A 20,362-nucleotide genomic window follows, 5' to 3' on the forward strand; every position below is an offset into this window, starting at 1 on the left:
GGGACGGGCCTTGTGCCCGTTCACGGAGTGGTGGCAATGCGCATCGGAGAACTGTCGGAACGCACCGGAACATCGCGGCGGATGCTCCGCTACTACGAGGAACAGGGCCTGATCGCCTCGACGCGGTGCGCCAACGGCTACCGCGACTACGACGAACTCTGCGTCGACCGCGTCCACCAGGTGCGCGGCCTGCTCGACGCGGGCCTGCCGACGCAGACGATCCGGCAGATCCTGCCCTGCCTCGGCCCGCCCGGCCGGATCGACATCCCGAACCCGACCCCGGAGACGATCGCCCTCCTGGAGCGCGAGTGCGAGCGCATGACCCGCAGAATCACCCACCTGAGCCGAAACCGGGACGCCCTGCGCGACTACGTCACCTCGGTCCGCAATACCCTTCTCCCCGAAGCCGGGCCTTCGTCGCGGGAGCGGCTGACGGAGGTCGAAACGGCACGGTGAGCCCGGGGATCACCCGGCTTCCGGGCCTGCGAGGGTGCGTGTGGCGGTCAGGCTCTGTGCGCGGTCGGGCGCAACGCCGCCCGGACCGTGAACCGCGGTTCCAGACGTGCCCAGGAGTTTCTTGGCGCGCCCGGCGTCACGGGCGTCGTCACTTCATACTGACGAGTCGAGGCCGTGGTGGAGTCGGAGTCAGGGCGTTGCGGTGGCCGAGAGGGCGCCCAGGGCGAACTTGTGTGTCTGTGCGGCCGCCTCGTCGATGGGCACGTGCTTGCCGTCCGGCGGGAAGAAGTCGACGACGCCGATCGCGCCGTAGTTCGCCCAGAAACAGGTCGTCATGGGGAAGGTGTCACTGACGTTCTGCTGGCACTTCAGCACCAGGTCCTTGGTGGTGAAGGTTTTGGGCTCGCCGACCGGGTTCCGCCCGTAGCCCTTCTCCAGGTCCATGGTGCGGGAGAAGACCTTGCCCAGCGAGGCGGTGGGGTCCGCGATCTTTCCGTACAGGTTCGTCCGGGTGGTGAGGTTCGGCGCAGTCACCCGCATCCCACCCTTGCTGAGAGTGATGCGCGTCGCGCCGAAGCAGGAGACCTGGTCCTCCCCGGACTCCTTGATCTGCGGCAGGTCGTCGTCGCCGGTGACCGACATGTCCAGGTCACTGCCGAAGCGAAAGCCCCCGTTGCCCTTGTCGCAGGTCATGCCATCCAACGTGGGCACGCGGACTGCTCTGTACCGTGCTCCGTTGTCGGCGGCGAGTTTTTCCGCCTGCGGCAGGGCGTCCTTCTTGTCGCCGTCGTCCGAGCCGCAACCTGCGGCGAGCACGCCGACGGCTATGACGGCGGTCAGAATCCCCCGCTTGTTGTTCATCGCCGGTCTCCCCCGATCAGTGATCTTCAGGAGATCCTATGGGCAGAGCGATCTGGGATCATGCGGTCTGACGGAAGTCCAGGTCGCTCGGCAGCGGGGCATGGCCGTCAACTCGGTACGCAAGACGGCGCTTTGTGGCACGCGAATGGCTCGCGGTCCCGAATTGATCCGGACAACAAAGAAGCCCCAGGCCACTGACCTGGGACTTCGTCATGGAGCGGGTGACGGGAATCGAACCCGCGCTCTGAGCTTGGGAAGCTCATGTTCTACCATTAAACTACACCCGCTTGAGCGCCACCCGTAGTGAGGGCGGTGCAGCGTCGCACACTCTACCCCATTGCAGGCCCCCGGTGCAGTTGACCGTGGGGTCCGGGTGTGTATGGGGGGTGCGTTGCGGTGTGGGGTGCGGGAGTTGGGGCGTACGGTTGGGGCGCGGAGTGCCGCGTGTGGTGGCGCCCAGTTCATCCCCTAATGTGGCTTTTGTTGTCCACGCACTTGGGAGAGGACTTGATGGAGCGCACCGTCGTACGTTGTGCCGAAGGGCACGTGTTCAGCACCGCTTCGTTTCCCATGCAGACCACGGACCGGCTCGGCCCCGGCCGGCTGCTGCGGTGTCCGCGCTGTGCGCGGCTGCGGCATTCGGTGCCGGTGGCGTGCGAGAAGCGCTGAGGCCGGGGCCGTCGGGTCCGGACCGTACGCCGTAGGACGGCGGTGCGGTGGCGGGCCGGGTGGCGATGCGAAGCGGACGGCAGCCGGTGGAACGGCTGTGAGAGTTGTGGGCGAGGGCCCGGTCCCGGAGGGGGCCGGGCCCTCGCCGTGCAGGGGGGCGGGGAGGGGGCCCGCCGCGGCGGTGGTGTGCGGAGCGGGTGGATCCGGGCGCGTATCCTCGATGCGTGCTTCTCTCAGACAAGGACATCCGGACCGAGATCGACGCGGGCCGGGTCCGCATCGATCCCTACGACGAGTCGATGGTGCAGCCGTCGAGTATCGATGTGCGCCTCGACCGGTACTTCCGGGTGTTCGAGAATCACCGGTACCCGCACATCGATCCCGCGGTGGAGCAGCAGGACCTGACGCGCGAGGTGGTGCCGGAGGGGGACGAGGCCTTCATCCTGCACCCCGGCGAGTTCGTGCTCGCCTCGACGTACGAGGTCATCACGCTGCCCGACGACCTCGCGTCGCGGCTGGAGGGCAAGAGTTCGCTGGGGCGGCTGGGGCTGCTGACGCACTCGACGGCCGGGTTCATCGACCCGGGTTTCAGTGGGCATGTCACGCTGGAGCTGAGCAACGTCGCGACGCTGCCGATAAAGCTGTGGCCGGGCATGAAGATCGGGCAGCTGTGCATGTTCCGGCTGACGTCGGCCGCCGAGCACCCGTACGGCTCCGAGAAGTACGGCTCGCGGTATCAGGGCCAGCGGGGGCCGACGCCGTCGCGGTCGTTCAAGAATTTTCATCGGACACAGGTCTGAGGGTGCGAGAGAACCAGTGAGTGGTGTGCGCGAGAACCTGACGTACGAGCGCTTCGGTGGCGCGATTCGCGAGCTGGCGCAGACGATCGCCGACGACGGCTACGAGCCCGACATCGTGCTGTCGATCGCGCGCGGCGGCGTCTTCGTGGCGGGTGGTCTGGCGTACGCGCTGGACTGCAAGAACATCCACCTGGTGAACGTGGAGTTCTACACCGGCGTCGGTACGACCCTTGAGATGCCGGTCATGCTGGCGCCGGTGCCGAACGCGATCGACTTCTCCGACAAGAAGGTGCTGATCGCCGACGATGTCGCGGACACCGGCAAGACGCTGAAGCTGGTGCACGACTTCTGCCTGGGGACGGTGGCCGAGGTCCGCAGCGCGGTGATCTATGAGAAGTCGCACTCCCTGGTGAAGTGCGAGTACGTGTGGAAGCGCACGGACGAGTGGATCAACTTCCCGTGGAGCGTCGAGCCGCCGGTGGTGCGGCGCGAGGGGCAGATCCTCGACGCCTGAGGGACCCCGTCCCCGACCGTTCCGGTCTTCTGAAGGGCCCGCCGGAGTTTCCGGCGGGCCCTTCGGCTTCTCCAGGTGGGTCTGGCGAGCGGTCGGCGGGCCCTTCGTCTTCCCCTGGTGGGGCTGCCGAGCGTTGGGTGGGCCCTTCGTGTTTACGGGGCGGAAGGTGAAATCGGGCCAATCCCGTTCCGGCTGTTCCGCCGGTGACTACCTCCGAGTAGAAACCGGGCGGTAACTGCAGACCGGAGGGGAGGCCCAAGGGTGCGTGCGAGAGCGGGGCGGCTGATGGCCGCCGCAGCGGCGTTGGCGGTGGGGTTCGGCGGAGCGGGCGTGGTCGCGGGGGTGGGCGCCGGTACGGCGGTGGCCGCCCAGGCCGGTCCGGCGGCTTCCAAGCCGCTGCCGCCCGAGCTGGAGAAGATCCGGGCGGCCGAGGCCGTCAAGCTGTACGGGGACGCGGGCGAGCGGCCGGCCGCGCAGCGCAAGACCTCGCTGATCTCGCTGGGCGACAGTGAGATATCGGGGGAGGGCGTGGGGACGTACGAGCAGGGGACGGACGGGCCCGGCAACTGGTGCCACCGTTCGCCCGACGCGGCCATCCACCGTACGGGCATCGCGGCCGACGTGACGTACAACGTCGCCTGCTCCGGTGCCTCCACCGTCAACATCAACATCGGCGGGACCAAGCAGTACGCCGACGAGCTGGTGCAGAGCGACAACCTGGCGATCAAGGCCCGCAACACCCGGCTGAAGATGGTGCTGCTGGTGGCCGGCGCCAACGACGACCTGCAGTTCGGACCGGTGATGACGGACTGCGTCACGCGCTGGTTCACCTTGCAGGGCCCCTGTGAGCCCAAGTACGCGCCGGGCTGGCAGGGCCGCGTCGACGGGCTGGTGCCCAAGGTCGAGCGGAGCGTGCGCGACCTGCGGACCGTGATGCGCGACGCGGGGTACGCGGACGGCGACTACAAGCTGGTCGTGATGGGCTACCCGAGCCCCATCGGGCCGGACATCGAGGACAACCCGAACTTCCCGGGCAAGCTGCCGGGTGGCTGCACAGGCTACACCTCCGACTCGGCCTGGGGACGGAACGCCGCCGTACCGGCCTTCGAGAAGGGCATGCGCAAGGTCGCCGCGGACACCGGCGCGACCTACCTCGACAACTCGCGGCTCTTCCACGGCCACGAGGTGTGCATGGAGGACACCTGGGCCCGCGGCCTGTACGTGGACCTCACCAACCCCTTCCCGCCGGACGCCAATTCCGTACGGCAGTCCTTCCACCCGAACGCGCGCGGCCACGGTGCCTTCGCCTCCTGCCTGACGCAGCTGTACGCGTCCGACCGGCGTGAGGCCTCCTGCACCGACCCGGCGAGCACCGGGCAGCCGAAGCTGTACCCGCTGGCCTGGGACGATGTGTACAAGCCGCTGAAGAACGCCGGTACGGGCAGCTGTGTGGACGCCAAGGAAGCGAGCAGCCGTAACGGTACGGCGGTCGTGGGCTGGGACTGCAACGGCCAGCGCAACCAGGAGTGGTGGCACGACGCGGAGCGGCGCTCCGTCCACGTGGGGCTGACCCAGGACCGGTGCCTGGACGTGCCGGGCGCGAAGTACGAGGCCGGGGCCGGTCTGGTGCTGTGGAACTGCTCGGGCGCGGCCAACCAGCAGTTCGTGAAGGACACCGCGAGCGGTTCGGTCCGGCCGGCCGCCGCGCCGGGTCTGTGCCTGACGCTCGGCTCGGCCAAGGACGCGGTACGGCTCCAGAAGTGCGACGGTTCGGCGGCGCAGCGGTTCGCGTGATCCGGTGATACGTGGAAGGCCCCGCTCCGGCTGGAGCGGGGCCTTCCACGGGCCGGATGAACCGGCGTGCGGCTAGAGCGTGCCCAGCTTGACCAGGGCGAGCAGCGCGACCAGCTGGATCGCGGAGGCGCCCAGGGCCTTGGGCCACGGCAGGTCGTGCGACTTGCTCACCATCGAGGTGAAGAGCGCGCCCGCGGCCAGCCAGGTGGCCCAGCCCACCACCTGCACCAGCGTGCTGTCGCCGCCCAGGAACATCGCGAAGAGCAGCCGCGGCGCGTCCGTGATCGCCATGATCAGCATGGACAGGCCGACGGTCGGCTGCCAGGCGCCGTCGCCGCCGAGCTGGCGGGCGAGGGTGTGGGTGACCGCGCCGAGGATCAGCCCGCCGACCACGAACATCACGGCGGTGATGAGCACCCACGGGATGCTGTTGGAGAGCGTGGCGTTGAGCACGTCCTCGCGGGCCTTGTCGAAGCCGAAGACGGCGAGCAGGCCGTAGACGAACGTGACGATCAGGGCCGGGCCCCAGACCGGGTGGTCGCGCATCTGCCAGAAGGTCGGCGCCGGGCGGGTGACCAGGCCGGTCAGCAGCTGCTTCCAGGGCAGCCGGGGGCCGGCCGGCGGAGCCGTGGCCTGGCCCGCGCGGTAGGTGCCGCCGTCGCCGTAGCCGTCGTCGCCGTACCGGCCGCCGTAGCCGCCGCCGTCGTCGTAGTCGCCGTTCGGCGGGCCGCCGGCATGCGGACCGTAGGCGTCCGGGGCCTCGCCGACGCTGAACTGCTGGGTGTGGCCCGGGGCGTTGTCGTTGGCGTACGGGGCGTACGACTGCTGCTGCGGCTGGTAGCCGCCGTCACCGAAGTACTCGGGCTCGCCGTGCCGGTCGCCGCCGTACGGGCCCCCGGGATGCGGGCCGCCGTACGGCTGCGGGGGCTGCGGCGGCCGGTGCGGTTGCTGCTGCCACTGCTGCCCGTGCGGAGGCGGGGGCTGCTGTCCGTACGGCTGTCCCTGCTGTCCGTACGGTGCCTGCTGCCCCTGCTGCTGCGCCTGTTGCGCGGACCGGGCGTTCCGTCCGCGACCCATCCTGAATCCAGCCACGCCATCGAACGTACCTGGTCTCGGAGGCCCGGGGGCCGGGCCCGGGGGCACCGGCCCGCTTTGCTGCCGACCTGTGACATCCCCTAGGGGAGCGGGGGCGGGTTCCCCGAGGGGCCGCGGCTCCGCCGGCCCATGAGGCATCGGATCATCGTCGTCCGACGCCCCACGGGCGGGAGGGTCCGGCTGCGGTTACGGGGGGATACCGGCCGGCACCCAGGGGCCGGCCCACCGGTGAGTGCCGCCGTCGGCACTCACTGACGGGACGAACGCATCGGCGATGCCGACTCGGCCCTGGCACCCCGACCGTAGCGGCACGGGAACGGCGGCATGATCCATTCTGCGCAGCCGGTATCCGGATCACGCTGCGTGTTCGTCGGGGGGTGGCCGTCCCGGCCGCTCAGGGTGCTTGCAGCGTCTGTGACGGCGTCTCCCCGAACCGCTCCCGGTAGCTGCGCGCGAACCGCCCCAGGTGGACGAAGCCCCACCGGTACGCCACCTCGCCCACACTCAGCTCGCCCGGTCCCGCCCGCCGCAGCTCGTCCCGTACGCGGCTCAGCCGCACGTCGCGCAGGTACGCCATCGGTGACATGCCCACGTGCCGGCGGAAGCCCTCCTGGAGCCACCGCACGCTGACCCGTGCGACGGCGGCGAGTTCGGCGGTGTCGAAGGGGTGCTCGGGCCGGCCGTGGATGGCGTCCAGCGCGCGCTTGACGGGCGCCGGGCGGTACGAGGGCGCCGCCGGGGCCGACGGCCGGCTCAGCTCCTCGCGGTACGGGTGGTCGGCGGCCAGCAGCAGCCCGCCCAGCAGCGCCTCTTGCAACGGGGCCGACACCAGCGGCTGGTGCAGCAGCCCGCCCGCTTCCTGGACGTCCTGTACGGCGGTGCGTACCAGCCGCGCCCAGCTGAGCCCGGGACCCCGGGACACGTCGAAGCCGGGGGCGAAGCGCACGGGTGCCCCGACGGTCCTGCCGAGCATGTGCTCCAGGTGCCGCTCCAGGTCCGTCGTACGGATCTTCACCGCCAGCAGCCGGCAGCCGCCGTGCCACCGGTCGATGGTGGTGGCGCCGTCCGGCCGGAACACCCCGGCCCGGTCGGGCGTGGTGGTCTCCGCCGCGCCCGTCCCCTGCCGCCACTGGATGCAGCCGCTCAGCGGCACGTCCACGTGGTACGCGCCCAGCTCCCCGAACCGCAGCCGCAGGTCGGTGCCGAACCCCACCTCACCGACGGTGACCCCGCCCAGCTGCATCACGTCGAGGTGCGCGCCCACGTCGTCGCACGGCCGGAGCCGGTCGATGTGGTTGGCGTAGAACGCCTCACCGAGCGCCCACCGCGCCTCGTCGAGGTCCGCCGTCCGCACGGACAGCACAGGGGAACCCGACGGGGGCGCCGCCCCCGGCTCCACAGACATGTTCAGCACGACCCTTTCCCCCGGGCATACAGGTTCCCCCGGGCAGACAGAACCGTCCGTCCGGTACCGCCTGCCTCAACTGCGCACGCGGGAAAGGATATGTGCAGGGACCAGTCGGTTGGCGGGGGTCATGGGTATGCGGCCTTCGGCGCGGACTGCGCAAGGGAACGGGCGGGCCGGGACGTGCCGGGCGGTCAGGACGGTCGCGGTCAAGGACGGCCGTGATCAAGGACGGCCGCGGTCAGGAGGGTTTCGCTGCCCCGCCCGTCACCCGCTCGTACAGCTCCCGCGCCTGCCGGTCGAAGAGGACGGCCGTCGACTCGGCGTCCGTGTCGCCGCCGCTCAGCACGCCGATCAGGCGCCCGGGGCGGCGGGCGTCGTGGTGGTCGGCGAGCCAGGGGCCGCCGCTGGTGCCGTCGTAGAAGCCGCCGCACCGCATCTGCATCATGTACGGCTCGTCGTCGTCGCGCTCGGTGTCCGTGGTGCAGGTGACCGGGCGGTTCTCGGGGTTGTACGTCTCGTTGGGGTAGCCGACGACGGTGACGTGGCGGCGCGGGCCGGACGACCAGTCGGGGGTGGCGGCGCCGACGACCTCCTGCACGGAGCGGCCCTGGGCGTCCGGCTCGACGGTCAGGAAGGCGTAGTCGCCCCGGTCGTCGTCCTCCTCCCGCCACGCGTCGGGTACGTGGATGCCGCTGACCTTCCACTTCCCGTACGGAAACGTGCCGTCGCCGGCCCCGGAGAAACGGGGCGCGAACTGGAGGTCGCCGGTGAGCGGGCCGGGCTCGTCCCCGTCGGCCGCGTCCCCGCTCTGGAAGTGGACGCAGTGCGCGGCGGTGGCGAGGACATTGCCCTTCGGGCTGTCGACGACGCTCGCGGTGCAGTGGTGGTCCCCGTCGGCGAACAGCACGCCGACGAACGGCAGGCCCTCGAAGTGCCGGGCGGCGGGCTGTGCGGGATCCGCCGCCTGCGAGAGCCCGCCACAGGCGGTGAGCCCGACGAGTGCGGTCAGCGAGGCGGCCGTGACGAGGGCGACGGAAGCGGATCTCATGTACGGGACGGTACGACGTCCCGGCCCCGCCACGTCGCGACGACTTCGGTACGTCGTGACGGGGGCGGAGCGTCGGGACGCTCACGGAGCGTCGGACCGTCCGGGGCGCGTGGTGCGGGCCCGAGCCCTCCAGACTTCGTCCTCCGGTCCCGGGCCCTCTCGTGCGTGTCAGGCTGCCGCGGCGTGGGTGGGGGACGACTGCCCCCACCGGCCGGTGGGGGCCTGACGGCGGGAGGGGGTGGGCCGCAGGACGAAGTCCGGAGGACCGGCCCCGTGCCCTGGGGGCGGGGCGCCGCCCGGCATGGCCGTACACCACGCGGACGGTACGGCCCGGCTCCCGGAACGCCGACGGCCGGCCCCGCCGCAGCGGGACCGGCCGTCGCCGGGCGGGAGGGGCCGGTTACTTCACCGGCTCCGGCTCGGGAGCGTCCGTCGCGGTCTCCTCGCCCGCCGGGTCGACCGGGGTCCTGACGGAGTCCAGCAGCAGCTGGGCCACGTCCACGACCTGGACGGACTCCTTGGCCTTGCCGTCGTTCTTCTTGCCGTTGACCGAGTCGGTCAGCATGACCAGGCAGAACGGGCAGGCGGTGGAGACGATGTCCGGGTTCAGGGACAGGGCCTCGTCGACGCGCTCGTCGTTGATGCGCTTGCCGATCCGCTCCTCCATCCACATGCGCGCGCCGCCCGCGCCGCAGCAGAAGCCGCGCTCCTTGTGGCGGTGCATCTCCTCGTTGCGCAGTCCGGGCACCTTGGCGATGATCTCGCGCGGCGGCGTGTAGACCTTGTTGTGGCGGCCCAGGTAGCAGGGGTCGTGGTACGTGATCAGGCCCTCGACCGGGGTGACGGGGATCAGCTTGCCCTCGTCGATCAGGTGCTGGAGCAGCTGGGTGTGGTGGATGACCTCGTACTCGCCGCCGAGCTGCGGGTACTCGTTCGCGATCGTGTTGAAGCAGTGCGGGCAGGTCGCGACGATCTTCTTCGCCGACTTCGGCTTCCGCGTCGCCGGGTCCTCGTCGTCCTCACCGAAGGCCGCGTTGAGCGTGGCGACGTTCTCCGCGCCGAGCTGCTGGAACAGGAACTCGTTGCCCAGCCGGCGCGGCGAGTCACCGGTGCACTTCTCGTCGCCGCCCATGATCGCGAACTTCACGCCCGCGATGTGCAGCAGCTCGGCGAAGGCCTTGGTGGTCTTCTTGGCGCGGTCCTCCAGGGCGCCCGCGCAGCCGACCCAGTACAGGTAGTCGACCTCGGTGAGGTCCTCGACGTCCTTGCCGACGACCGGGACCTCGAAGTCGACCTCCTTGGTCCACGCCAGGCGCTGCTTCTTGGCCAGGCCCCAGGGGTTGCCCTTCTTCTCCAGGTTCTTGAGCATCGTGCCGGCCTCGCTGGGGAAGCTGGACTCGATCATGACCTGGTAGCGGCGCATGTCGACGATGTGGTCGATGTGCTCGATGTCGACCGGGCACTGTTCCACGCACGCGCCGCAGGTGGTGCAGGACCACAGCACGTCCGGGTCGATGACGCCGCCCGCGAGGCCGCCGTCGGGCGTGGCCTCCAGGGAGCCGACCAGCGGACGCTCGGCCTCCGCGAGCGCCGCCGCGGGCACGTCCTTGAGCTGGGCGGCACTCGCCTTCTCGGCGCCCTCCGCGTCCTTGCCGCCGCCGGCGAGCAGGTACGGGGCCTTGGCGTGCGCGTGGTCGCGCAGCGCCATGATCAGCAGCTTCGGCGACAGCGGCTTGCCGGTGTTCCAGGCGGGGCACTGCGACTGGCAGCGGCCGCACTCGGTGCAGGTGGAGAAGTCGAGCAGGCCCTTCCAGGAGAAGTGCTCGACCTGGGAGACGCCGAACTGGTCGTCCTCGCCCGGGTCCTCGAAGTCGATCGGCTTGCCCGCGCTGGTCATCGGCTGGAGCGCGCCGAGTGCGACATCGCCGCTGGACTCCCGCTTGAACCAGATGTTCGGGAAGGCCAGGAAGCGGTGCCAGGCCACACCCATGTCGGTCTTCAGCGCGACCGTGATCATCCAGATGAAGGAGGTCGCGATCTTCAGGCCGGCGAAGAAGTAGGTGAGGTTCTGGAGCGTCGCGACGTCCATGCCCGCCAGCCACGAGACCACCGGGTACGAGATGAAGAACGATGCCTCGTAGCCGTCCACGTGGTGCTGGGCGCCCTCCAGCGCGTGCAGCATGAAGATGCAGACGCCGACGATCAGGATGACGGCTTCGACGAAGTACGCCTGGCCGGTGTTGGAGCCGGTGAACCGGGACTTGCGGCCCGCGGCGCCCGGCCTGCTCAGCTGCCGGATGCCGATCAGGACCAGGATGCCGAGCACCGTCATCGTGCCGAGGAACTCGACGAAGACGTTGTACGGCGCCCACTCGCCGATGACGGGCAGCAGCCAGTCGGCCTTGAAGAGCTGGCCGACGGCGTTGACGATCGTCAGCAGCAGCGAGAAGAAGCCCACCGCCACGAACCAGTGCGCGACACCCACCACGCCCCAGCGGTTCATCCGGGTGTGGCCGAGGAACTCCTTGACCACCGTGACCGTGCGTTGCTTGGGGTCGTCGGTCCGGGTGCCGGCCGGCACGGGCTGGCCGAGCCGCAGCCGGCGGACGATCTGCAGGATGGCACGGCCGAACAGTGCTACGCCGACCGCGATTAGGACCAGCGACACGATGATCGCGGCGAGTTGCATGGGTGGCTCCTCGGGCCTGCGAGTGCGGGGGTTACGGGGAATACTTGAGGGGCTGCGCGTACGTACGAGGGGTACACGGAGTCCGCGGGGACGGGATCTACAGCGATTACTAAGCAGTAACTTTTCGGGTCTGCGCTGAGGTTACCCAGTATCCCGAGCCCCATGAAGCCGCCCGGCCGGTGATCTGTGTCGCGCAGGCAACCCTTCGCGCCCGCCGCCGCGTCCCCCGTACCGTGGATGACGGGGCGCTCGACATAAAAGTTGAGTGAGCCCGGCTCAGGTCAATTGACAGGACGCTGGACGTGCTGCACCCTTGAGCCTGTTCCACTCAAGTCATGGAGGAATCGAAATGGCACGTGCGGTCGGCATCGACCTGGGCACGACGAACTCCGTCGTCAGTGTTCTCGAAGGCGGTGAGCCCACCGTCATCACCAACGCCGAGGGCGCCAGGACCACGCCGTCCGTCGTCGCCTTCGCCAAGAACGGCGAGGTGCTGGTCGGCGAGGTCGCCAAGCGCCAGGCGGTCACCAACGTCGACAGGACGATCCGGTCGGTCAAGCGCCACATGGGCACCGACTGGAAGGTGAACCTGGACGGCAAGGACTTCAACCCGCAGCAGATGAGCGCCTTCATCCTGCAGAAGCTCAAGCGGGACGCCGAGGCCTACCTGGGCGAGAAGGTCACCGACGCGGTCATCACCGTTCCGGCGTACTTCAACGACTCCGAGCGCCAGGCCACCAAGGAGGCCGGCGAGATCGCGGGCCTGAACGTCCTGCGCATCGTCAACGAGCCCACCGCCGCGGCCCTGGCCTACGGCCTGGAGAAGGACGACCAGACCATCCTGGTCTTCGACCTCGGTGGCGGTACGTTCGACGTCTCGCTGCTGGAGATCGGCGACGGTGTCGTCGAGGTGAAGGCCACCAACGGTGACAACCACCTCGGTGGTGACGACTGGGACCAGCGCGTCGTCGACTACCTGGTCAAGCAGTTCCAGAACGGCCACGGCGTCGACCTGTCCAAGGACAAGATGGCGCTCCAGCGCCTGCGCGAGGCCGCGGAGAAGGCGAAGATCGAGCTGTCGTCCTCCACCGAGACGACGATCAACCTGCCTTACATCACCGCCTCCGCCGAGGGCCCGCTGCACCTGGACGAGAAGCTCACCCGGGCGCAGTTCCAGCAGCTGACCCAGGATCTCCTGGAGCGCTGCAAGACCCCGTTCCACAACGTGATCAAGGACGCCGGCATCGAGCTGTCCGAGATCGACCACGTGGTCCTGGTCGGCGGCTCGACCCGGATGCCGGCCGTCGCCGAGCTGGTCAAGGAGCTGACCGGCGGCAAGGACGCCAACAAGGGCGTCAACCCGGACGAGGTCGTCGCCATCGGCGCGTCGCTGCAGGCCGGTGTCCTCAAGGGTGAGGTCAAGGACGTCCTCCTGCTGGACGTCACCCCGCTGTCCCTCGGTATCGAGACCAAGGGCGGCATCATGACCAAGCTCATCGAGCGGAACACGACGATCCCGACCAAGCGCTCGGAGATCTTCACCACCGCCGAGGACAACCAGCCCTCCGTGCAGATCCAGGTCTACCAGGGCGAGCGCGAGATCGCGGCGTACAACAAGAAGCTCGGCATGTTCGAGCTGACCGGTCTGCCCCCGGCCCCGCGCGGCGTGCCGCAGATCGAGGTCACCTTCGACATCGACGCGAACGGCATCATGCACGTCGCGGCGAAGGACCTCGGCACCGGCAAGGAGCAGAAGATGACCGTCACCGGCGGCTCCTCGCTGCCGAAGGACGAGGTCGACCGGATGCGCCAGGAGGCCGAGCAGTACGCGGACGAGGACCACCGCCGCCGCGAGGCCGCCGAGTCCCGCAACCAGGGCGAGCAGCTCGTCTACCAGACGGAGAAGTTCCTCAAGGACAACGAGGAGAAGGTCCCCGCCGAGGTGAAGACCGAGGTCGAGACCGCCGTCGCCGAGCTGAAGGAGAAGCTCAAGGGCGAGGACACGGCCGAGATCCGCACCGCGACCGAGAAGGTCGCCGCGGTCAGCCAGAAGCTGGGCCAGGCCATGTACGCCGACGCCCAGGCCGCCGGTGCGGCCGCGGGCGGTGCCGAGGGCGCCGCCGGTGCCGGCCAGCAGGCCAAGGCCGACGACGACGTGGTCGACGCCGAGATCGTGGACGACGAGAAGCCGAAGAAGGACGGTGCCGCGTGACGGAGGAGACTCCGGGCTTCGAGGAGAAGCCCGACGTCCCCGCCGAAGCCGCACAGACCCCTGATGACGCGGCGCAGGCCGAGTCCGCCGACAAGGCGGGCTCGGCCCCGGCCGGGGAAGCGAACCAGGACGTAGCTCTCACGGCGCAGCTGGACCAGGTGCGTACCGCGCTCAACGAGCGCACCGCGGACCTCCAGCGGCTCCAGGCGGAGTACCAGAACTACCGCCGTCGGGTGGAGCGGGACCGGGTGTCGGTGAAGGAGATCGCCGCGGCGAATCTGCTCACCGAGCTGCTGCCCGTGCTCGACGACGTCGGCCGGGCCCGGGAGCACGGCGAGCTGGTCGGCGGCTTCAAGTCGGTGGCCGAGTCGCTGGAGACCGTGGTGGCCAAGCTGGGCCTCCAGCAGTTCGGCAAGGAGGGCGAGCCCTTCGACCCGACGATCCACGAGGCGCTGATGCACTCGTACGCTCCGGATGTCACGGAGACCACGTGCGTCGCCATCCTCCAGCCGGGGTATCGCATCGGTGAACGAACGATCCGCCCCGCGCGGGTCGCGGTGGCCGAGCCGCAGCCGGGCGCGCAGTCCGGCAAGGCCGCCTCGGAGGACGACGCCAAGGCTTCGGACGAGGAGAGCGGTGGCCCGGACGAGGGCTGACGCGGCGGCGGAAGAAGCAGTACGGGAGGAGGGACGTCGGGGATGAACACCAAGGACTTCGTGGAGAAGGACTACTACAAGGTCCTCGGCGTCCCGAAGGACGCCACCGAGGCGGAGATCAAGAAGGCGTACCGCAAGCTGGCCCGGGAGTTCCACCCGGACGCCAACAAGGGGGACGCCAAGGCCGAGGAGCGCTTCAAGGAGATCTCCGAGGCCAACGACATCCTCGGTGACCCCAAGCGCCGCAAGGAGTACGACGAGGCGCGGGCGCTGTTCGGCAACGGCGGCTTCCGCGCGGGCCCCGGCGGCGCCGGTGGTGGATCGTTCAACTTCGACCTGGGCGACCTCTTCGGAGGCGGCGCGCAGGGCGGCTCGGCGGGCGGCGGCTTCGGCGGCGGGCTCGGCGACGTCTTCGGCGGCCTGTTCAACCGCGGTGGTGGTACGCGTACGCAGCCGCGCCGCGGCCAGGACGTCGAGTCCGAGGTGACGCTCAGCTTCACCGAGGCGGCGGACGGGGCGACGGTCCCGCTGCGGATGTCCAGCCAGGCGCCGTGCAAGGCGTGTTCGGGCACCGGCGACAAGAACGGCACGCCGCGCGTCTGCCCGACCTGCGTCGGCACCGGGCAGGTCAGCCGCGGCGGCGGTGGCGGCTTCTCGCTCACCGACCCGTGCGTGGACTGCAAGGGCCGCGGCCTGATAGCCGAGACGCCCTGCGACGTCTGCAAGGGCAGCGGTCGGGCGACCAGTTCGCGCACGATGCAGGTGCGTATCCCGGCGGGCGTCTCCGACGGGCAGCGCATCCGGCTGCGCGGCAAGGGCGCCCCGGGCGAGCGCGGCGGCCCGAACGGCGACCTGTACGTCGTCGTGCACGTCGACGCCCATCCGGTCTTCGGCCGCAAGGGTGACAACCTGACCGTCACCGTGCCGGTCACCTTCCCGGAGGCGGCGCTGGGCGGCGAGGTGCGGGTGCCGACACTCGGCGGCCCGCCGGTGACGCTCAAACTGCCGGCCGGGACTCCCAACGGACGTACGATGCGCGTGCGCGGCAAGGGTGCGACGCGCAAGGACGGCACCCGCGGCGACCTGCTGGTCACCGTCGAGGTGAGCGTCCCCAAGGACCTCGGCGACACGGCACGGGAGTCGTTGGAGGCCTACCGTGAGGCAACCGCGGGGGAGGACCCGCGGGCGGAGCTGTTCCAGGCCGCGAAGGGAGCATGAGTCGGATGGATGGCCGGGGCGGGCGTCGGAACCCGTATGAACTGACCGAAGAGTCGCCGGTGTATGTCATCTCCGTCGCGGCTCAGCTCTCCGGTCTGCATCCGCAGACCCTGCGGCAGTACGACCGGCTCGGCCTCGTCTCGCCGGACCGTACGGCGGGGCGCGGCCGGCGCTATTCGGCCCGGGACATCGAACTCCTCCGGGAAGTGCAGCGGTTGTCGCAGGACGAGGGCATCAACCTCGCCGGCATCAAGCGCATCATCGAACTGGAGAACCAGGTCGCGGCCCTGCGGCAGCGGGTCGCCGAGCTCCAGCACGCGGTCGAGGGCGCGGCTGCCGCCATGCAGCAGCGGGAGGCGGCCGTGCACGCCTCGTACCGCCGGGACCTGGTGCCGTATCAGGATGTGCAGCAGACCGGCGCGCTGGTCGTGTGGCGTCCGAAGAGGCGGTCCGAGTAGGCCGGCATCGACCGCAGGCCGGGGCCGGGGTGCACAGCGCAGCCCGGCCCCGCCGCTGTGTCAGCAGCCGTTGTAGCCGGCCGTCGGCATGGACAGGCGGCGGTGCACCTGGGACTTCATCGCGCTGGTGTAGACCGGCTCGTCGTAGTCGGCGATCTCCAGGCGGACGCCGGCGGCGGCGCAGCGGGCGGTGAACTCGTCGGCCGAGGCGATGGCGTTCTCCAGGGCGCGGCGGTTGGGGGCGACGAACACGTCCACCAGCCCGGCCTCCACGTCCTGCCACAGCGCGGCGTGGTCGGCGCGGAGCTGGTGCACGCTCAGCCGGCAGGTCAGGTCGTAGTCGCGGGCCTCGGCCCAGCGGGTGCACATGGCGTGCTGGCTGCGGTCGTCCACCAGGAACGGATCGTCGTCCAGCCCCGACAGCGGCATGAGGCAGGCGATCGCCGTCACTCGGACCGAGTTCATCGTGCCCCCCGGGACGTGGCGAGTGTGGGAGTGACGATACCGCCGTGCGCGTGCCGGGGTGGAGGGGCGGTGCCGGGCGGTGAGGCGTATCCGCACGCATGGCAGATCGCCCAGCCGTCCTGGTTCACGGCGAGCTGGCCGCCGCAGCGGGGGCACAGCTCGGCGCGGACGGGCCGGTGGCGGGGTGCGGGAGCGCGGATGCCGGTACGGGCGGGGGCCGGTCCGGTGCGGGATGCAGACGCCATACGCTCTCCAGCTGCCGTGCTTCGCTCCGCGGGGTGTCGTTTCGCGAGCGGTGGGCTTCCGCGTTCGGCATAGCAGGGGCGGGTACCGCGGTGGAACCACGCCGTCCGAATCCGGCCAGGTACGGACCTGGCCGGCCGGTGAGCTACGCGCGGCCCAGCGCCCGGGTCACGGTGATCTCCACCATCACCCGGTCGGGCTTGGGCGTCGGGGTGCGGCCGTACCGCTCGGCGTAGCGCCGTACCGCGTCCGCCACCACGTCCGCGTCCGTACGGATGCGGGCGACGCCCTCCAGGGTGGCCCAGCGCTTGCGGCTGACCTGGCACACCGCGACCGGGGCGCCGTCCGGGCCCCCGGCGAGGATGTGGCCGACCTTGGCGCTGTCCTTACGGGTGATCACACGGGCGATGCGCTGGTTCGCGTCGAACGTGACACCGACCGGGACGACGTGGGGCGTGCCGTCGGGGCGCAGGGTGGTCAGCGTGCACATGAGGTGCTCGCTCCAGAAGGCGAGGTACTCGGGGCTGAGGTCATCCAGGTCGTGGGCCATGAGCGGAAGAGTAATTGGGGTTCCTGTGGGGATGCCGTGCGCAGGGGCTGCAAAGGAACCGTGAAGGCAGCGTGGAGCCAACGGGGAGATGCCGCAAAAGCGCCGTATGTGTTGCGAGGACGGAGGCGGGAGCGCCCGGTTCCATGGCCGCCAGGGCCGGCCGAAGCCGGGGCGACGGAGGCAGGTCGGGCGGGGGTGTACGGGGGTCGGCGGTGCCCGTACGGCGGGTCCCGGGGGCCTGCACGGGCAAACCGGAAGGGCCGCGAACGGCATGGCCCGCCGTCCCCGGTGCACCCGTAGAAGGGCCGGAAGACGCCGTACGGTGTCCGGATCGGCCTTGAGTGGAATAGACTCAACTTATCGGACGTTGATCTGAGCAGGTTTGGCCGCGCGGACCGCGGCACCGACCACGCACACGAGCACAAGGAGGAGCGCGCGAGTGGACGCCGAGCTGACCAACAAGAGCCGCGAGGCGCTGAGCGCCGCCAACGAGCGGGCGGTGACGGCCGGACACGCGGACATGACCCCCGCGCACCTGCTGCTCGCCCTCCTCGCCGGCACGGACAACGAGAACGTCACCGACCTGCTGGCCGCCGTCGAGGCGGACGCCGTCGCGCTGCGCTCCGGCGCCGAGCGCCAGCTGGCCGCCCTGCCCAGCGTGCAGGGCTCGACCGTCGCCCCGCCGCAGCCGGACCGGGACACGCTGGCCGTCATCGCCGACGCCGCACAGCGCGCCAAGGAGCTGGGCGACGACTACATCTCCACCGAGCACCTGCTCATCGGCATCGCCGCCAAGGGCGGCCGCACCGGCGAGCTGCTGGCGGAGCAGGGCGCCACGGCCAAGAAGCTGCTGAGCGCCTTCGAGGACAGCCGGGGCGGCCGGCGGGTGACCAACCCGGACCCGGAAGGCACGTACAAGGCGCTGGAGAAGTTCGGCACGGACTTCACGGCAGCGGCGCGCGACGGCAAGCTGGACCCGGTCATCGGCCGGGACCAGGAGATCCGCCGGGTGGTGCAGGTGCTCTCCCGGCGCACCAAGAACAACCCGGTGCTCATCGGCGAGCCCGGCGTCGGCAAGACCGCCGTCGTCGAGGGCCTGGCGCAGCGGATAGTGAAGGGCGACGTGCCCGAGTCGCTGCGCGACAAGCGGCTGGTGGCGCTGGACCTGGGCGCGATGGTGGCGGGCGCGAAGTACCGCGGTGAGTTCGAGGAACGGCTCAAGACCGTCCTCGCGGAGATCAAGTCCAGCGACGGCCAGATCATCACCTTCATCGACGAGCTGCACACGGTCGTCGGCACCGGCGCCGGCGGCGACTCCGCGATGGACGCGGGCAACATGCTCAAGCCGATGCTGGCCCGCGGTGAGCTGCGCATGGTCGGCGCCACGACCCTGGACGAGTACCGCGAGCGCATCGAGAAGGACCCGGCGCTGGAGCGGCGCTTCCAGCAGGTGCTGGTCGCCGAGCCGACCGTCGAGGACACCGTCGCGATCCTGCGCGGCCTCAAGGGCCGGTACGAGGCGCACCACAAGGTGCAGATCGCGGACTCGGCGCTGGTCGCCGCCGCCACCCTCTCCGACCGCTACATCACCTCCCGCTTCCTGCCGGACAAGGCCATCGACCTCGTGGACGAGGCGGCCTCCCGCCTCCGTATGGAGATCGACTCCTCGCCCGTGGAGATCGACGAGCTCCAGCGCTCCGTCGACCGGCTGCGCATGGAGGAGCTGGCGCTGAAGAACGAGACCGACGCCGGCTCCGTGCAGCGCCTGGAGAAGCTGCGCAAGGACCTCGCCGACAAGGAGGAGGAGCTGCGCGGCCTGACCGCCCGCTGGGAGAAGGAGAAGCAGGGCCTCAACCGCCTCGGCGAGCTGAAGGAGAAGCTGGACGAGCTGCGCGGCCAGGCCGAGCGCGCCCAGCGCGACGGTGACTTCGACACCGCCTCCAAGCTGCTGTACGGGGAGATCCCGGGCCTGGAGCGGGAGCTGGAGGAGGCCGCGGCGGCCGAGGCCGAGCAGGAGGCGTCCCAGGACGCCAAGTCCTCGATGGTCAAGGAGGAGGTCGGCCCGGACGACATCGCGGACGTGGTCGGCTCCTGGACCGGCATCCCGGCCGGCCGCCTGCTGGAGGGCGAGACGCAGAAGCTGCTGCGCATGGAGGACGAGCTGGGCAAGCGTCTGATCGGCCAGGCCGAGGCGGTCCGGGCGGTCTCGGACGCGGTGCGCCGTACCCGCGCCGGGATCGCCGATCCGGACCGTCCCACCGGCTCGTTCCTCTTCCTCGGCCCGACCGGCGTCGGCAAGACCGAGCTGGCCAAGGCGCTCGCAGACTTCCTGTTCGACGACGAACGGGCGATGGTCCGGATCGACATGAGCGAGTACGGCGAGAAGCACAGCGTGGCCCGGCTGGTCGGCGCCCCGCCCGGCTACGTCGGCTACGAGGAGGGCGGCCAGCTCACCGAGGCGGTCCGCCGCCGCCCGTACAGCGTCGTCCTGCTGGACGAGGTGGAGAAGGCCCACCACGAGGTCTTCGACGTTCTGCTCCAGGTGCTGGACGACGGCCGGCTCACCGACGGCCAGGGCCGCACGGTGGACTTCCGCAACACGATCCTGATCCTGACCTCGAACCTGGGCTCCACCTTCCTGATGGACCCCCTGCTGAAGGAGGACCAGAAGAAGGAGAAGGTCCTGGAGACGGTGCGGGCGTCCTTCCGGCCGGAGTTCCTGAACCGGCTGGACGACCTGGTCGTCTTCCACCCGCTCGGCACCGACCAGCTCCAGCGGATCGCGGGCATCCAGATCGGCCACCTCCAGCGCCGGCTCGCCGACCGCAGGCTGACGCTGGACGTCACCGACCGCGCCCTGACCTGGCTGGCCTGGCTCGGCCAGGAGCCGGTCGTGGACCAGCCTCAGGAGGCTTTCCCGGGGCCCGACCTGTCCTACGGCGCGCGCCCGCTGCGCCGCCTGGTCCAGACGGCCATCGGCGACCAGCTCGCCAAGGCGATCCTGGCGGGCGAGGTGCGGGACGGCGACACCGTACGAGTGGACGTCGCCGAGGACGGCCGCTCGCTGGTCGTCGGCCCCGTACGGTAAGGCGCACCGGACCGGTCACGGGTGTTCCGCCGCCTTCCTTTCCGCCGGGCCGGTTCGGCCCAGAGCGGAGAGGGGGCGGCGGGCTTGCCAGGACGGGGCCGGGATGGGGGAGGATGGCGAGGACCATACGAAGGGAAT

At 70.5% G+C, this 20,362-nt stretch carries 17 protein-coding genes and 1 tRNA gene; 9 read left to right on the plus strand and 9 right to left on the minus strand.

From position 1 onward, the window contains the following. Positions 1–36: 36 nt before the first annotated feature. Positions 37–456, plus strand: coding sequence for a MerR family transcriptional regulator (locus ACH4FX_RS29615; protein WP_398484062.1), 420 nt, complete (start codon positions 37–39; stop codon positions 454–456). Between the two features lie 189 nt (positions 457–645). Here the strand turns inward: ACH4FX_RS29615 and ACH4FX_RS29620 are convergent, their stop codons facing one another. Continuing rightward, positions 646–1,317 carry a hypothetical protein gene (locus ACH4FX_RS29620; RefSeq protein ID WP_398484063.1) on the minus strand — a complete coding sequence of 224 codons (672 nt, stop codon included), beginning with the start codon at positions 1,315–1,317 and terminating at the stop codon, positions 646–648. 213 nt (positions 1,318–1,530) lie between these two features. Beyond that, positions 1,531–1,604, minus strand: a tRNA-Gly gene (locus ACH4FX_RS29625). Between the two features lie 606 nt (positions 1,605–2,210). Here ACH4FX_RS29625 and dcd point away from each other — a divergent pair. The 3 genes from dcd to ACH4FX_RS29640 all read left to right on the plus strand — a co-directional run bounded on the left by dcd (position 2,211) and on the right by ACH4FX_RS29640 (position 5,094). After that, a complete protein-coding gene (gene dcd, locus ACH4FX_RS29630) occupies positions 2,211–2,786 on the plus strand; it encodes a dCTP deaminase (protein ID WP_398484065.1) in 576 nt (191 codons plus the stop codon). A gap of 16 nt (positions 2,787–2,802) precedes the next feature. After that, entirely contained in the window at positions 2,803–3,300 is a 498-nt protein-coding gene (locus tag ACH4FX_RS29635) for a phosphoribosyltransferase (RefSeq protein WP_030180867.1), read from the plus strand. A 285-nt stretch (positions 3,301–3,585) separates the two neighbouring features. Beyond that, on the plus strand, positions 3,586–5,094 hold the full coding sequence (locus tag ACH4FX_RS29640; protein WP_398484237.1) for a ricin-type beta-trefoil lectin domain protein: 1,509 nt from the start codon (positions 3,586–3,588) through the stop codon (positions 5,092–5,094). 72 nt (positions 5,095–5,166) lie between these two features. Here the strand turns inward: ACH4FX_RS29640 and ACH4FX_RS29645 are convergent, their stop codons facing one another. From ACH4FX_RS29645 to ACH4FX_RS29660, 4 genes are all read right to left on the minus strand, one after another. Continuing rightward, positions 5,167–6,171 carry a Yip1 family protein gene (locus ACH4FX_RS29645; RefSeq protein WP_398484239.1) on the minus strand — a complete coding sequence of 335 codons (1,005 nt, stop codon included), beginning with the start codon at positions 6,169–6,171 and terminating at the stop codon, positions 5,167–5,169. A 412-nt stretch (positions 6,172–6,583) separates the two neighbouring features. After that, positions 6,584–7,594, minus strand: coding sequence for an AraC family transcriptional regulator (locus ACH4FX_RS29650; RefSeq protein ID WP_398484241.1), 1,011 nt, complete (start codon positions 7,592–7,594; stop codon positions 6,584–6,586). Positions 7,595–7,835: 241 nt separating this feature from the next. After that, positions 7,836–8,645, minus strand: a complete 810-nt coding sequence (locus ACH4FX_RS29655) for a trypsin-like serine peptidase (RefSeq protein ID WP_398484067.1) — start codon at positions 8,643–8,645, stop codon at positions 7,836–7,838. A gap of 400 nt (positions 8,646–9,045) precedes the next feature. Next, positions 9,046–11,334, minus strand: a complete 2,289-nt coding sequence (locus ACH4FX_RS29660) for a (Fe-S)-binding protein (protein ID WP_398484069.1) — start codon at positions 11,332–11,334, stop codon at positions 9,046–9,048. A gap of 349 nt (positions 11,335–11,683) precedes the next feature. Between ACH4FX_RS29660 and dnaK the strand changes: the two genes are divergently transcribed. Genes dnaK through ACH4FX_RS29680 form a run of 4 tightly spaced genes read left to right on the plus strand, consistent with a single transcriptional unit; the run spans position 11,684 to position 15,878 of the window. Beyond that, positions 11,684–13,546: a molecular chaperone DnaK gene (gene dnaK, locus ACH4FX_RS29665; RefSeq protein ID WP_398484071.1), complete on the plus strand. Its 1,863-nt coding sequence runs from the start codon at positions 11,684–11,686 to the stop codon at positions 13,544–13,546. After that, positions 13,543–14,202, plus strand: coding sequence for a nucleotide exchange factor GrpE (grpE, locus tag ACH4FX_RS29670; RefSeq protein ID WP_398484073.1), 660 nt, complete (start codon positions 13,543–13,545; stop codon positions 14,200–14,202). Before dnaK ends, grpE begins: the two co-directional genes overlap by 4 nt. Positions 14,203–14,244: 42 nt before the next feature. Then, entirely contained in the window at positions 14,245–15,420 is a 1,176-nt protein-coding gene (gene dnaJ, locus ACH4FX_RS29675) for a molecular chaperone DnaJ (protein ID WP_398484075.1), read from the plus strand. Positions 15,421–15,425: 5 nt separating this feature from the next. Then, entirely contained in the window at positions 15,426–15,878 is a 453-nt protein-coding gene (locus tag ACH4FX_RS29680) for a heat shock protein transcriptional repressor HspR (RefSeq protein WP_398484243.1), read from the plus strand. A gap of 60 nt (positions 15,879–15,938) precedes the next feature. Here the strand turns inward: ACH4FX_RS29680 and ACH4FX_RS29685 are convergent, their stop codons facing one another. The 3 genes from ACH4FX_RS29685 to ACH4FX_RS29695 form a co-directional block, all read right to left on the minus strand. After that, positions 15,939–16,343 carry a hypothetical protein gene (locus ACH4FX_RS29685; RefSeq protein WP_398484077.1) on the minus strand — a complete coding sequence of 135 codons (405 nt, stop codon included), beginning with the start codon at positions 16,341–16,343 and terminating at the stop codon, positions 15,939–15,941. Further along, complete coding sequence (locus tag ACH4FX_RS29690) at positions 16,340–16,588, minus strand: hypothetical protein (RefSeq protein ID WP_398484078.1); 249 nt, start codon at positions 16,586–16,588, stop codon at positions 16,340–16,342. The genes ACH4FX_RS29685 and ACH4FX_RS29690 overlap by 4 nt, the downstream gene beginning before the upstream one ends. A gap of 143 nt (positions 16,589–16,731) precedes the next feature. Further along, positions 16,732–17,136 (minus strand): pyridoxamine 5'-phosphate oxidase family protein, encoded by a 405-nt coding sequence (locus ACH4FX_RS29695; protein WP_398484080.1) that lies wholly within the window; start codon positions 17,134–17,136, stop codon positions 16,732–16,734. Positions 17,137–17,575: 439 nt separating this feature from the next. On the opposite strand from ACH4FX_RS29695, the gene clpB reads away from it, so the two are divergent. Continuing rightward, positions 17,576–20,224, plus strand: a complete 2,649-nt coding sequence (gene clpB, locus ACH4FX_RS29700) for an ATP-dependent chaperone ClpB (protein ID WP_398484082.1) — start codon at positions 17,576–17,578, stop codon at positions 20,222–20,224. The last annotated feature ends 138 nt before the right edge of the window (positions 20,225–20,362 follow it).

The sequence above is a fragment of the Streptomyces sp. NPDC018019 genome, assembly GCF_044327805.1.
In the GTDB taxonomy this organism is placed as follows: domain Bacteria; phylum Actinomycetota; class Actinomycetes; order Streptomycetales; family Streptomycetaceae; genus Streptomyces.